The following is a 14639-nucleotide window of genomic DNA, read 5'->3' on the forward strand; positions in this document are numbered from 1 at the left end:
GGATCACTATCTGGTGGTATTCGCTACGCAGGCGATAATCAAAATTAAGGTGAGGGATATTGCCGCCTATAAGCACCAGGTCGCTTTGCGTATAACCGGATATATGCGAGCCTACGTGCCTGATACCCGCATCGGCCTCTACATAAACCAGCTCAACTTCGGGATGATAATGCCATAAAAAGGTATTGCGTAAACGCGGCGAAAACAGCTTAAAGGATTTGCCCGGTTCAAAATCTACCCGCTCTAACTGAATCTCGTTTATCGCCATGTTGTTAAAAAATAATAAATAAAGCTAAACAATAAATCAATACAGAGCAAATATTGGTCACTATAGAGGATATATGCGCCCCATTGGCCCGCTACCTTTGAATTATTAAAACCAATAAAATAATGAGAACAGAAACCATGACACCCACTATGGCTCCGGCCATGAAAGCTAACGAAGCTCATAAAGTAATACCGGGAAACCCATCCACGGCAACATCAAGCCAAATAAAGTTAAACGATCGTAGCAACGGCAAGCCCTTACAGGTTTTAAGCGAAGCCGACTGGCAGTTTTGGGTGGATAATGGCTACGTGATCATTAAAAACGCCGTACCAAAAGATCAGGTAAAAAAATTGGCCGACTACCTGTGGGAGTATGAAGGCAAAGACCAAAACGATATAGATACCTGGTACAAAAGGCCAAATGCCCAAATGCAAATGGCCGAGCTGAATAACACCGGCATGGTAGAAATTTATAACCAGCAATACATGTGGGATAACCGCCAGATGGAAAAAGTACACCAGGCATTTGCTGATGTTTGGGGAACAGAAAAGCTTTGGGTAACAATAGACCGCGCCAACCTGAACTTCCCGCTGCGGCCGGGCTTTGAGTATAAAGGCTTTATCCACTGGGATTACGACCCGGAAACCCGCCCGCAAAACGTACAGGGCGTATTGGCACTGGCCGACCAAACCGACGAAACCATGGGCGGCTTTCAATGCATCCCCGAGCTATACCGCACCTACGATACCTGGAAACTCACCCAACCAGATGACCGCGACCATTACAAACCCGATACCACTGGCTTTACCATTGAAAAGGTAAAACTGGAAGCAGGCGACCTGCTGATATTTAACAGCCTGGAGCCACATGGCATCCGCGCCAATACAAGCGGCAATAAGGTACGTGTGGCGCAATACATATCTATGATGCCCGCACAGGAAGAAAACGAAGAGCTGAGGCAGTGGCGCATCAACAGCTGGCGAAGCCGTGAAGCCATGCAGGGCTACGCCTTCCCCGGCGACCCGATGGAACGCGAGAAAAAGAACCCGGTTGCTGAGCTATCGCCCCTGGGCAGGAAATTGCTGGGGCTGGATAAATGGTAGATAAAAGGAACGCCCGGGAATAGATCCCGGGCGTTCCTTGGTATATTTAACTTTACCTGCTGATATTGATCAGGCTACTGCCACGTTACCGCTATTTGTTTTACGTTTTAAAATAAGCGCCGTAATTAAAGCGATGATGATACCTACCGGTAATATCTCCATATATGTATAAAGTATTACGCCAAAAACGGAATCGTATATACTCTTCATCGAATTTATTTCTTTTATTTTGGCAGCTATTTCTGCTGCGCTTGCACCGCTATGCTGCGATTTTTGGATGAGTTGCTGCGAAAAACGCTCCATAAAATCAGGAATAAAAAAGTAATAATCTATTAACCAGGCAGCCACATACATACTTGAACCTATTAAGGCGATGAAGAATGCCATTTTGAACGCCTTACCAAAGCTTATTACGCCATTATTCTGCTTGTCGCGATAGTTCTTTATCGCGGGGAACATTAACGAAAAGGCGATGATCATGGACGCGAACCCCATTATCATATTGCCTTCATACGTGCCTGTTTCATGGCACCAGGCAATACTTCCAACCATCCATGCCGAAGCTATAAGCCCGGCTATCAGCCCAAATTTAATTACAGTTTTTTTCATGTGATCTTTTTAAAGTTTATGGCTCAAAGTTGAGGTATCAGGTTGTTTTTGCACTCATACTTTAGGGTGATTTTATAAATATAAGTCTTTTTAATACTAAAGCGTGAGTGGCTTTTATGGTATCAGCCTTAGTTTTTTGGCTTTATCTACCGCCTGGGTGCGGCGCTGTACCTCCAGCTTTTCAAACACCTTGGCCGAATGTGTTTTTATAGTATTGAGGGAAACGAACAGGCGTTCGGCTATTTGGTGGTTACTTAAACCTTCGGCCATTAGTTGCAGTACTTCAAGCTCACGCTTACTTAAGCCAAGGCGGGTGAGTTCCCGCTCATCCAAAATAAAATCATTGGTTTTTACGACAACTTCCTTCTCTACAAAAACGGTATTTGTTTTTGGCTTCATTAATTTAACAGCCAGCCAAATACCCAGGGAGGTAAATACAATAGCCAATGCGCCCCCGTAAAGCTCGACAGCGTAATCTGCGATAAGGAAACGCCACTCCAACCACTTCATTAAAAACAATAAAGCAGCCAGCGATGCGCCATAAATTAAAACGGAACGGTTACGTGCCAGGAAGTTCACTGTCATTTACCCTATTTGTGTCTTAAAATAAGGTAATTTATGGCGTAATTCAAAAAGTTAAAAGGATACGGTAAAGATTAGTAATTAAAACTGTTCTTCAATAAGCGCCTTGTTTATAAAAACTCCGGCCATCATACCATTGGCTACGGCATTGGCAACACCACGCAAAGGCGAACTGTTATCGCCGGCTGCATAAACACCGGGAATGGTTGTAGCACAAAAGTTATCTGTTTGTATATGGCCTTGCTCTGTTAAAGCACAGCCCAATTGTTGAGGGATATCAGTATGTTGTTTAAACGGCACACGCGCAAATATTGCCTGGATTGCATACTCGGTGCCATCTTTTAATTTAATTGCCTGCACCTGGTTATTAACGCAATCTATAGCGTTAATTTTGGTTTGAATAATGTTAATACCATGTTCTTTTAATTTTTGCTCCTGCCCTGGGTTAAGCGTTGATACACCATTGGTAAACAAAGTAACATTCCTGCTCCAGTTGTTAATGAGTTTTGCAAATTCAAAACCCTCGTCGCCATTACCAAAAACAGCCAGTTTTTCCTGGTAAACTTCATAACCATGGCAGTATGGGCAATGAATGATGGATGTACCCCAACATCCGGCAAAGCCTGGTATTTTTGGCATAATATCTTTTAAACCTGTTGCAATGAGCACCTTTTGCGTTGTAAATGTTTGTGCTTTGGTGGTTGTTACTTTAAACCCTTCATCAATCTGAACAACATTTTCAACTGTATCGGTCATCATCTTTACAGTTTTATAAGCGGCTAGCTCCCGTCGGGCTGCCAGGGTTATATCGGCTGGGGCTGCACCATCATTCGTTAAAAAATTATGCGAATGCGGAGCCTTTTTGTTACACGGGTCGGCATTATCTATTACTAGAACTCTTCTCACTGACCGGCCTAATGCCATTGCTGCCGATAGGCCTGCAAAACTGCCGCCTATTATAATTACTTCGTATTGGGTCTTTTTCAAAATATCATGGATTTAATTAGTTATAAAAATCATTATTTATGAGGCTAAAATAAGTCAATTGCATCAATGTTGCATTTAATGATTTAAAAGATGAAACTCACATGATATAAAAACAGGATAGATAAAATAGCTATTAATTCTGCGAAATCACTTTCTGAAACCGCCGCTTTATGCGCAGAAAATAACGTTCATAACCGAAGTAAGAGATAGATGCCAGCGCAATTACCGCTCCTATTGTTGCCACGTAAATAACCAGGTTTTGAATGATCAAATTACTACCATGCATATACTTTTCAACCAGATAAAACACCAGGAACAACGGGTATTTGTGCAGAAGATATATACCATAAGATATTTTGCCCATGTATTGTAAAGGCTTATTACCAATTGTATATAAACTGGTGGTTGGTTCGCATAAATTTACAATTAGCAAAGCCGCTATTACGGCCATAACCATATCACCCTGCGGTATTTCGTGCTTTAAATAAAAGTGAATAAATATAAAAAAAGCACCTGTTAAGATCCATTGAGCTCGGCGCGTAAACACCCAGTTAAAAACATGCTGAAACCTGAATATAAATGCCGGATGTTTAGTGTTATAGTAAAGCGTAGCCACAATTGCCCCCACCATCATGTTATCAAACCGGGCGTAGTATAAAAACAGGCTTAAATTTGCGGCAAACCTATTACTTTCGGGAAGGTTGCGCACCACAATATTTAGAATGATCAAACAACCTGTTATGATGATTAGCGCGTTAAGGATATTTTCGGGCTTTTTTATTTTGAATATATGCGGATAAAAAATGTAAAACTGCTCCTCAGTGCCGATAGACCATATCGGATCGAATATGGCTGGCAGCATTTTTAAACAAAAAGCCAGGTTGGGTAAAAAAAACACGCTCAACCACAACGCGTTTGATGATCCTTTAGCGGGATATATAAAAAAACCGACAATAACCACCAGGAAATATAATGGCCAGATACGCAGGATGCGCCGGATGTAAAAATCTTTAAGGTTTACCTTTTTAAATTTGTCTTTTTCTACAAATAACAAATAAGTGATCAGGAACCCGCTAAGGGCAAAAAATATAGTTACCCCTATTTTGCCAAAGTTTTGCAGGCTAAAGGGCAATTGTTGCAAGCCAAAATTTGTTTTATGATACTCAATATGTGATACCACTACCATTAGGGCGGCTATTGCTCTTACACCATCTAAATTGGAGAAGTAAACAAGACTTTTTGCAGCTGTAGTAGTTGGGTTATGACTTTGCATACATGCTTATTTTTACACCCATACTGGTTACAGATGCCGTAAAACTATTTGTACAACTATCAATATCAAATTCATACGCAAATGTGTTGGAGGCACGGGTGATGATCAATAACCCAAAATGCTCTGTTAATGTATTAATATCAAGCTGCCCGGTTTGTTCTGTTTCTTCAATAAAAAACTGAAGGCCGCAATTGTTTGTCAATTTGGCTTTTAAAATAGCATCAGCGTTGGCATAAACAGTAAGTACCCTATTGGCATGGTGTTTACCCGGCAATGGCCACTCTAGTAAATTCCCGTTACAGCGTATAGCCAGCCCGTTACCCCTGTCTGTTTTTCTGATAGTTATTTGATTGCCCGTTGTAGTAATTTCGATGGTAGTTTCCTCCGCGCCCGAGTGTTTTAGCGAGTTGGTTAGGAACTCTACCAATACCAGCTTTAATTTGGTTATCGTATCCTCGTCTGTTTTTTGTTGTTGGGTGATGTGCGCCATAACATCAGTCACCAATGGATATAGGCCATCAGCCTGGTTGTTAAATACAAATTTTTGTGTGGTTGTGTTCGCCATAGCTGTCAGCTTTTGCGTTCGGCCGCTTCAGTTACCGATGGGTATATTTTAAATGCCTTATCAAGCCTTATAAGCTGAAATAAGCCGGCTACATCCTTATTTAAGCCTGCAACAACAATTTCGGCCTGGTTAGCCAGGGCATATTTTAATGAGGATACCAGTGCACCAAGGAATGAACTATCTACATATATCACACCTTCAAAATTTACAATAATGTATTTGTTGCCTTTATCTAAGAGCGCCGTCATTTCGTCTTTAAAAGCATCAGACACCGTTAAATTAGCTTCTTTAACCTGTATACCGGCTATCAAAGCATCTTTATAAATATTGGTTAGTAATATCATTGATCTGTTTTTTGTAAATGGATAAGGCTGCAATCATCAATATGCGCAACCGTTTTGCCCTGTAAAAATGTACTCTTTTTAAACGCTGCAAACGACTGGCCTAAGTAAGGCTTTACGGCCTCTGTAAAAGTATTATAGTCTGTTTTTTTGCCATTGGTATCTTCAAAATCAATTATACCATCGGTAAATATAAACAAGCGGTCGCCTGTGCGTAGTTTTAATACCTGTTCATCAAAATCGCCATCGGGCATCAGTCCTAATAACATACCAGATGAACCTATTTGTTTTAAACTTTTATCTACCGTGTTATAATAAAGCAGTGGTAGGTCGCCGGCACCCGAATACGTTATCGATGCCCCCAGAGTGTCAACCATCAGCAACGAAAGACTGGATAGCACATCATTAACCACAGGATCATGATACACTACTGCATTTATTTTTTGCAGAATGCTTTTAGTAGAGAAATTCCCCTCGGCTATGCAGATGCGCACAGCTGCGCGGATATAACTTAAAAACCCGAACGAAAAATACCATGCCCCCCATTTTTTGCCCATTACATCCCCTAAAACAATAAAAGTGTAACGTTCATCAATTTTGATAAAATCTATAAAATCTCCCCCCGGGTAATTTTGGAAGGATTTATGCCAAAAATCAACCTCAAAGCCTTTTATAACCGGTAACCTTTGCGGTACCGAATGTAGGTTAAGAGCCATGGCTGCCACGCTTAATTCTTTTAGGGTACGTTCATGCTGTTCGCGCACGGTGGTTAAAAAGTTGTTGATTTTGGTTACTACAACCGGCAGCGGTGTATCTTTCAAAATATAATCTACCGCCTCCAGGTTAATGCCTTTCAACATCAGCTCATTATCATCCTCAGATGTCAGGAACATAAAAGGGATATCTTTATACCCAGGCATGGCTATCAGGTTTTGCCTGAAAGCGAAGCCATCAACATCTGGCATATGATAATCTGAAAGGATAATATCCGGGCGCTCCAGCCCCAGTATCGCCATTGCCTCGTCGGCCGAATTAGCTTTCATACAATAAAAGCCCTCTTTGCTTAATGCACGCCCCATCATCTCTAATACAAGTGGGTTATCATCAACCAAAAGGATCTTTTTTGATACAGCCATGGCGGGTTATGCGCTTCGTTTTTTTAACAGAGCGTTTAAAAACAAATATACGCCAGTAAACACAATAAGCAAGGCTATCAGGTCCATGAGGGTTACACCATCATTGGGGTTAAAATGAAATATGGTGAACATCTCAAAATACGGTGGCGCAGGCATAATGATCATAGCCATCCCCAGTGTTATCATGGTGATGCCTATAATAGCTACAACCATTTTTTTAATGCGCTCATGGCTCAGGTATTTTTTTGACACATTGGTATCTAACTGGTGCTGCGATAACAGCATCTCAAAATCGTTCAACAGCCCCAGCCTGTCCTGCCCGGCATCAAGTTCTTTAAAAGCTTCAATTGTTTTAGGTAGCGAGGCCTCATCAATGGCCTTATTTATTTTTTGCTGAATGGCTTTAGCGCGTTTAGCATCTACCACCCCTTTTTGAAGTAAAGCCACTAATTCATCAGCTTTTTGTTCTAATAATTCGGCTTCGCTGGTGGGTTGTTTATCCTTCAAAGTTTTAAATGATTATAAAATGCTTAACTTTTACTAATATTATACCGTTTAAAAGGCATTAATTATTTTATATGAAGCGGGTATCTGTTGTCACTATTAATTTTAACCAGGATAAAATTACAGAAGAACTTTTAGTATCAATAGCAGAAACAAATACTTACGAAAATTTAGAGGTAATTGTTGTTGATAATGGCAGTACCGTAAACCCTATCCCGTTATGGACAAGCAAATATCCCGATGTTAGGTTTATACGGTCTGAAGCCAACTTAGGTTTCTCGGGCGGTAATAATATTGGCATTGCGCAAGCCACCGGCGATTATTATTTCCTGGTGAATAACGACACCGAGTTTTCTCCCGGCCTTGTACAAAAGCTGGTTGATATTTTAGATACGCACCCGCAGGTTGGCATCATATCGCCAAAACTGGTGTATGATTTCGACAGGAGCATTATCCAGTACGTTGGTTTTACCCAGGTTGATTATTACACCTGCCGCAACCAGGCCGTTGGTAAAAACGAAAAAGATGTTGGCCAGTACGACAACCTGCTTGGCCAAACCGGTTACTGCCACGGCGGCGCTATGATGGTGAAGAAAGAAACCTGCGAAAAGGCCGGCTTGATGGCCGATAACTTCTTTATTTATTACGAGGAGGTTGACTGGGGCGAACGCATCAATAAATCGGGCTACCATGCATGGGTACGGGGCGATGCTGTTATTTACCACAAGGAATCAATGACGGTGGGAAAGAATAGTGCTTTTAAAGAGTACTTTATGAACCGTAACCGCATCCTGTTTATACGCCATAACGCGCCTGCGTTTAAGGCATTTATATTTTACATTTATTTTGTATTGATGGTGGTTCCGCGTAACCTGGTGCGTTATATAAAAGATAAAAGGTATAATTTTATTAACATCCTGTTTCGCGCAATATGGTGGAATGTTACCCACAAAAAACACAGTACCGACTTAGGCTTTACCATTAATAAGGTTTCATGATAATTGCTTTTTGGATAAGCCTTTTCATTGCGTTTTACACCTTTGTTGGGTACGGTTTCCTGCTGTACTTTATCATCAAAATAAAACGAATTTTTAAAGGCAAACCTGTTTTGCCTGTTGTTGCCGATAATGACCTGCCTACCTGCACGCTTGTTGTAGCGGCTTATAACGAAGAGCACTTCATTGCACAAAAAATAGCTAACAGCCTTCAGTTAAATTACCCTGCGGGCAAACTGAAATTTGTTTTTGTTACGGACGGCTCGTCCGATAAGACACCCGAAATCATTGCCCAGCACCCGCAAATCCAGCTATTGCACCGCCCCGAACGCGCCGGTAAAATTGCCGCTGTACACCGCGCAATGGAATATGTAGATACCGAAGTTGTTGTTTTCACTGATGCCAACACATTTTTAAACACTGAAGCCATTACCCGCATTTGCCGCCACTACAGCAATAAAACAGTTGGCGCCGTAGCAGGCGAAAAGCGTGTGCAGATTGATGCCAGTGCCGATGCAAGCGCCGCAGGCGAAGGCTTTTACTGGAAGTATGAGTCGGCTTTAAAAAAATGGGACTCGGAGTTGTATTCGGTTGTAGGTGCCGCAGGCGAATTATTCAGCGTAAGGCGTAACTTATACCAGGACGTACCTGCCGATACCGTACTGGATGATTTTATGATATCTATGCTGATAGCTGCCAAAGGCTATCGCATTATTTATGAGCCCGAGGCCTACGCGTTAGAAACTGCATCGGAGAATGTATCTGAAGAATTAAAACGTAAGATCCGTATAGCGGCGGGTGGCATACAATCCATACTGCGTTTACAGAGCTTGTTGCTACCGTTTAAATTCCCAATACTATCGTTTCAATACGTTAGTCACCGCGTATTAAGGTGGACGGTTACCCCTTTCTTTTTAATCCTGGCCTTTATCACCAACTTTGCCGTGGCATTTGCCGGTAAAGGGCTCGTATATGAGCTGCTTTTTGCAGGGCAGGTATTGTTTTATAGCCTGGCCATTTTTGGCTATATTATGGAAGAGCGCCAAATCCGGATCAAAATACTTTTCATCCCTTATTACTTCTGCGTGATGAACTATGCGGTAATGGCTGGCATTATCCGTTACTTTACCACACAACAAAGCTCGGTTTGGGAAAAGGCACAGCGAAAGATATGAGCGGGATTCACCATGTCATTGCGAGCGATAGCGTGGCAATCTTCGACGTGCTTGTCACAAACTTTTCTATCGAAGATTGCTTCGTTCCTCGCAATGACGTGCGGAAATATGCTGATTAACCTATTCCACCCCTTTTACATTCATCTTCAAAGTATAAATAGCTTTTGAAGCTGTAATAAACAACACATCCCTGCTCTTACCACCGAAACAAACATTGGCGCTCCATGGTTCGGGGATATCGATATGAGCTATTTGTTCACCGTTAGGGTTGTATATGGTGATCCCTTTCCCTGCCAAATACAGGTTGCCCCAGTCGTCAAGCGTCATACCGTCTGCACTGGCATTGGCTATAAATAGTTGACGGTTGGTTAAGAGGCCGTTGGGTTTTATGGTGTACTTGTATATTTTACTATCACCAATATCCGATACATACAGATGTTTGCCATCCGGCGTGCCTACAATGCCGTTTGGCCTTATCATGCTATCCAATACCGTAGGTTTGCTTTTGCCCTTCATCAATACAAATACCATCTGGCTGCTTAATTCACTTTTTTGGCGTGTCCAGTAATCGCGCTGGTAGTATGGATCGGTAAAGTAAATATTGTCTTTGGCGTCCACCCACAGGTCGTTGGGACCGTTAAACAGACTACCCTCGTAGTTATTTAAAAGCACTTTTACTTTACCATCCGGTTTAATGCGCCATAGTTGGTTATGTTCATCGGCGCAAGCTATCAGGTTGCCTTCGTGGTCGAAATAAGTACCATTGGCGCGACCTGCGTTCTCCATAAAAACAGAAAGCTTGCCATCGGTATCATATTTCCAGATCTTATTATTTGGCTGATCGGTAAAAAATATATTCCCCCTTTTATCCACCGCAGGGCCTTCGGTAAAATCAAACTGTTCGGATATAAGCTGCGGCGTTTTGTTAGCATCAAACAGCGGTTTTGCCTGGCCAAAAACCGACACAGATAAACAGCAAAAAACGCTTAACGCTATACCATATTTCATCTTAAAATCCAGGGGGTTTGCTGTTATCCATTAACGATGCCATGTCATTTAATTTTGCCTCTTTATAAAGCCCGAAATCGCTCAGCGCAATACAAACCGGCGATTTGGTAATGCGCAGCCTAACCTTGCTTGCCGATACATCGTTTTGCAAGCGGATCAGCCTATTCCCGCCAATGCTCGTAGCCTTTGCTATTTCTTCCCATTTACCGTTCTGCCAGGTATCAACCGCAACTTCCTCAATCCGCTGGCCAAGCTTAATATTTTCTCGCAAGCGTATCACATTAAAGGTTTTAGGCTGATGCAGATCTAATACCAATTCAGGAGTTTTCACTTTATCGTCTGTTGCCCAATAGCTGTAACGGTTGTTATCCAATAAATTGGCAGCGCCATATTTGACCATATTGTTACTTCGGGTGTTACTTGCTGTTAAAGTGGCCCCTTTAGCCAAATTCACAGCAAAAGTTCTTCTCAGCACATCACCAAACTGCTTGAGTGATTGCACGTCATTTGTATTCAGCTGGCCTGTCCTGTCGGGCGATAACCCCAGATCAAGCGCAGCACCACGGCCAACACTTTGGTAATACAGGTTCAACAATTTTTGAGGCGTTTTAACCGAATCATCCTGGCGTTTGTGGTAAAACCATCCCGGCCTTAATGATACATCGGCTTCGGCAGGCATCCAGAATTCACCATCACGGTGGCCTTCGGTGCCTTCATAATCTTTGGTATAACCGTTGCCTGGCTTTTTACCGGCATCGGGTGCATGCGGTGTGTAGGTTGCCCAACTGGTTTCGCCAGCCTGGCCGCGTTCGTTGCCTACCCAGCGTACATCTGGCCCAACATCGCCAAAAATAACGGTGTTGGGCTGCAGCTTGCGGGCAATACCCCAAGTTTCATCCCAGCCGTAATAGGTAGAGCGTTCTATCTTGCGCACTTCGCGTGCGCCGCCGTAATAGCCATCGCCACCGTTGGCGCCATCATGCCAGGTAATAAACAACGGGCCGTAGTTGGTATAAAGTTCTTTAAGCTGTTTACGATAAACCTCTGTAACATACTCGGGTTTGCCATAAAGGGGGCTATTCCTATCCCACGGCGAACAGTAAACGCCCATCTTCATACCCAGTTTATCACATGCTTCGCGGTACTCGCGCAGTATATCGCCCTTGCCATTCTTGTAATGGCTTTTGCTGATGTTATGTTCGGTTGTCTTAGTAGGCCACAGGCAAAAACCATCGTGGTGTTTAGCTACTACAATTATGCCTTTAAAACCACCTGCCTTGGCTGCGCCTACTATCTGCATCGCATCAAAATTCGATGGGTTTACCAGTTTGGGGTCTTCATCTCCATAGCCCCACTCCTTGTCGGTATAGGTGTCAGGCCCCCAATGGATCAGGCAGTACATGCCTGTTTCTTGCCAGTTTAACTGGCCTTGTGTAGGTAAAGGGCCATAAGGTTTTGGGGCCTGTTGTGCAAAAGCCGATGATACGGCAAACAGTAAAAGCAACGATAGGTATTTCATTTAAGCGGTATTAGTAATTGCTAAAGTAACATTTAAGCACAAAATAATTGGCAGAGCGGCCTATTTCTTTTAAGTTAGCATTCCTTTTATCCTGCCAATATGAAAACTCGCTTTTGTTATTTGCTGCTTATATTTTTTGTGCCGATAATGGCATCCGCACAGCAAAACATTATTTATAAAGACAGCAAACAACCTTTGGATGCCCGTGTAAAAGACTTGGTATCCCGCTTAACTTTAGAGGAAAAGATCGCCCTGTTAGGTTATCAAAGCAAGGCCATACCGCGCCTGGGCATCCCCGCCTACAATTGGTGGAACGAAGCCCTGCACGGCGTTGCCCGCGCAGGCGAAGCAACCATCTTCCCGCAGGCAATCGGCATGGCGGCTACCTTTAACGACGATTTGCTGAAACAGGTATCCAATGTGATATCTACCGAAGCCAGGGCAAAATATAACCTCTCAACGGGGATGGGCAGGCGGCTGCAATATATGGGACTTACCTTCTGGACACCCAACATCAACATATTTAGAGACCCGCGCTGGGGCCGCGGACAGGAAACCTATGGTGAAGATCCGTTTCTTACTTCGCGCATGGGCGGCGCGTTTGTTAACGGTTTGCAGGGTGATGATCCGCGTTATTTAAAAGCCAGCGCCACGGCCAAACATTACGCCGTACACAGCGGCCCCGAAGCAGGCAGGCATGAGTTTAACGCGATAATAGATCAGAAAGACCTCCGCGAAACCTACCTGTACTCGTTCAAGTACCTGGTTGATGGTGGCGTAGAAAGCATTATGTGTGCCTACAACCGCGTTAATGATGAACCCTGCTGCACCAGCAATACGCTGCTTAAAGATATTTTGATGAACGAATGGAAATTTAAAGGCCATGTAGTTACCGACTGCGGTGCTTTGGATGACATTTACCTTCGCCATAAAACACAGCCCGACCAAGTGATTGTAGCTGCCGAGGCCATCAAAGCGGGTGTTGACCTGGATTGCTCTACCCTGTTACAAAACGATGTAATGCAGGCCGTAAAACGCGGCTTATTGAAAGTTGGCGATGTAGACAAGGCCTTATCAGCCACCCTGCGCACACAATTTAAACTCGGTTTTTATGACGATGCTTCGCTTAATCCATATCATGATTATGGAGCCGACAGCGTGCATAATGCGCAGCATATTGCCCTTGCACGCAAAGTAGCGCAGCAAAGCATGGTGCTTTTAAAAAACGATAACAATGTGCTGCCCCTCAGTAAAAGCAAATACAGCAGCTATATGGTTGTTGGGCCAAACGCAACATCATACGATGCCCTGATAGGCAACTACCACGGCACAGGTAAAGTGGTAAATTTTGTAGAAGGCATCACCGCTGCCGTTGGCCCTGCTGCCCGGGTTGAGTATGACCTTGGTGCCGACAATCGCGACACCACTCATTTTGGTGGCATCTGGGCTGCTGGCAATGCTGATGTTACAGTAGCCGTGCTGGGCCTGTCGCCGGTTAACGAGGGCGAAGAGGGCGATGCCTTCCTGGCTCCGGGCGGTGGCGATAAGCTGGATATTAATTTACCTGCAAGCCATATCGCTTACCTGAAACGCTTGCGTGCCGAAGTAAAGAAACCCATTATAGCAGTGATAACAGCGGGAAGTGATATTGACGTGGCAGCCATAGCCCCCTATGCCGATGCTGTTATTTTGGCCTGGTATCCGGGCGAGCAAGGCGGCAATGCACTGGCAGATATTTTATTCGGTGATGTTTCGCCATCGGGGCATTTACCGGTTACATTTTATAAAGCCCTTAGCAACCTACCTGATTATAAGGATTATAATATGAAAGGCCGCACCTACCGCTATTACGATGGCCCGGTGCAATATCCATTTGGTTTCGGCATGAGTTTTACTAAATTTGATTACGCTGCAGCGGGCAACTTTAAAACAAGCTATAAAGCTACAGACACCATCAGCATCAGCATAGATGTAAAAAATACAGGCACTTTTAACGGCGACGAAGTGGTACAGGCTTATATTCAATATCCTAAAGTTGACCGTATGCCCATAAAGGAACTTAAAGGCTTTAAACGGGTAAGCGTAGCCAAAGGGGCACAACAAACCGCAACCATTCGCATCCCCGTTAGGGAACTGCAAAAATGGGACCTGGCTACCAACAAGTGGAAGCTTTATCCGGGTGAGTATAAGTTGATATTGGGCGGTAACTCGCAGGAGGAAAAGTTGAGTTTGAAATTTAGCATCAACAATTAACCATAACAACCCTGTCATTTCGAGGGAAGCGCAGCGACGAGAAATCTTGTACGATTGACAAGCCTCAGTGCATTTCCGAATGCATGGCGTATAAGATTTCTCGTCGCCCTTTCGCTCCCGCTCACCCGCTGCTCACTCGGAATGACATGGGGCTTTATAAAAATAATATTCTATGTACTCTAAAGATCAGGCATCACAGTTAAAACAGGCATTCTGGACGGCATTTGGGCAATACATGGGGCCAGTGCTTTCTGCCGAAGGCTTGCGTACTAACTGGATCAATTATAAAACCGGTGTTAAGCACATCTACTTCAGGATGCA

At 43.5% G+C, this 14639-nt stretch carries 15 protein-coding genes and 1 pseudogene; 5 read left to right on the plus strand and 11 right to left on the minus strand.

From position 1 onward, the window contains the following. A pseudogene (locus WC615_RS18285) lies at positions 1–268 on the minus strand (AraC family transcriptional regulator); the annotation flags it as partial. 122 nt (positions 269–390) lie between these two features. Between WC615_RS18285 and WC615_RS18290 the strand changes: the two are divergent. Further along, a complete protein-coding gene (locus WC615_RS18290; RefSeq protein WP_372979508.1) occupies positions 391–1371 on the plus strand; it encodes a phytanoyl-CoA dioxygenase family protein in 981 nt (326 codons plus the stop codon). Positions 1372–1440: 69 nt separating this feature from the next. On the opposite strand, the gene WC615_RS18295 is transcribed toward WC615_RS18290, so the two are convergent. From WC615_RS18295 to WC615_RS18330, 8 genes are all read right to left on the minus strand, one after another. Next, the gene (locus WC615_RS18295; protein WP_372979509.1) at positions 1441–1980 is read right to left on the minus strand and encodes a DUF4199 domain-containing protein; all 540 of its coding nucleotides are present in this window, start codon (positions 1978–1980) and stop codon (positions 1441–1443) included. A gap of 114 nt (positions 1981–2094) precedes the next feature. Continuing rightward, a complete protein-coding gene (locus tag WC615_RS18300; protein ID WP_372979510.1) occupies positions 2095–2565 on the minus strand; it encodes a response regulator transcription factor in 471 nt (156 codons plus the stop codon). Positions 2566–2643: 78 nt separating this feature from the next. After that, positions 2644–3549 carry an NAD(P)/FAD-dependent oxidoreductase gene (locus WC615_RS18305; RefSeq protein ID WP_372979511.1) on the minus strand — a complete coding sequence of 302 codons (906 nt, stop codon included), beginning with the start codon at positions 3547–3549 and terminating at the stop codon, positions 2644–2646. Positions 3550–3682: 133 nt separating this feature from the next. Further along, positions 3683–4822, minus strand: a complete 1140-nt coding sequence (locus WC615_RS18310; RefSeq protein WP_372979512.1) for an acyltransferase family protein — start codon at positions 4820–4822, stop codon at positions 3683–3685. Next, a complete protein-coding gene (locus tag WC615_RS18315; protein ID WP_372979513.1) occupies positions 4809–5387 on the minus strand; it encodes a hypothetical protein in 579 nt (192 codons plus the stop codon). Before WC615_RS18315 ends, WC615_RS18310 begins: the two co-directional genes overlap by 14 nt. A gap of 5 nt (positions 5388–5392) precedes the next feature. Beyond that, positions 5393–5731: an STAS domain-containing protein gene (locus tag WC615_RS18320; protein WP_372979514.1), complete on the minus strand. Its 339-nt coding sequence runs from the start codon at positions 5729–5731 to the stop codon at positions 5393–5395. Further along, positions 5728–6864, minus strand: a complete 1137-nt coding sequence (locus tag WC615_RS18325; RefSeq protein ID WP_372979515.1) for a SpoIIE family protein phosphatase — start codon at positions 6862–6864, stop codon at positions 5728–5730. The genes WC615_RS18320 and WC615_RS18325 overlap by 4 nt, the downstream gene beginning before the upstream one ends. Positions 6865–6870: 6 nt before the next feature. Continuing rightward, positions 6871–7371, minus strand: a complete 501-nt coding sequence (locus WC615_RS18330; protein ID WP_372979516.1) for a hypothetical protein — start codon at positions 7369–7371, stop codon at positions 6871–6873. Positions 7372–7442: 71 nt separating this feature from the next. On the opposite strand from WC615_RS18330, the gene WC615_RS18335 reads away from it, so the two are divergent. After that, complete coding sequence (locus WC615_RS18335) at positions 7443–8366, plus strand: glycosyltransferase family 2 protein (RefSeq protein WP_372979517.1); 924 nt, start codon at positions 7443–7445, stop codon at positions 8364–8366. After that, a complete protein-coding gene (locus WC615_RS18340; protein WP_372979518.1) occupies positions 8363–9538 on the plus strand; it encodes a glycosyltransferase family 2 protein in 1176 nt (391 codons plus the stop codon). The genes WC615_RS18335 and WC615_RS18340 overlap by 4 nt, the downstream gene beginning before the upstream one ends. Positions 9539–9658: 120 nt before the next feature. Here WC615_RS18340 and WC615_RS18345 read toward each other — a convergent pair whose 3' ends face one another. Next, entirely contained in the window at positions 9659–10546 is an 888-nt protein-coding gene (locus tag WC615_RS18345; protein ID WP_372979519.1) for an SMP-30/gluconolactonase/LRE family protein, read from the minus strand. A 1-nt stretch (position 10547) separates the two neighbouring features. Further along, complete coding sequence (locus WC615_RS18350) at positions 10548–12065, minus strand: alpha-L-fucosidase (protein WP_372979520.1); 1518 nt, start codon at positions 12063–12065, stop codon at positions 10548–10550. Positions 12066–12164: 99 nt separating this feature from the next. On the opposite strand from WC615_RS18350, the gene WC615_RS18355 reads away from it, so the two are divergent. Both WC615_RS18355 and WC615_RS18360 read left to right on the plus strand, forming a co-directional pair. Continuing rightward, entirely contained in the window at positions 12165–14318 is a 2154-nt protein-coding gene (locus tag WC615_RS18355) for a glycoside hydrolase family 3 N-terminal domain-containing protein (RefSeq protein ID WP_372979521.1), read from the plus strand. Positions 14319–14490: 172 nt separating this feature from the next. Further along, positions 14491–14639 (plus strand): DUF4268 domain-containing protein (locus WC615_RS18360; protein ID WP_372979522.1); only part of this gene is annotated, 149 nt, incomplete at its 3' end.

The sequence above is a fragment of the Mucilaginibacter sp. genome, from assembly GCF_041663085.1.
GTDB lineage: Bacteria > Bacteroidota > Bacteroidia > Sphingobacteriales > Sphingobacteriaceae > Mucilaginibacter.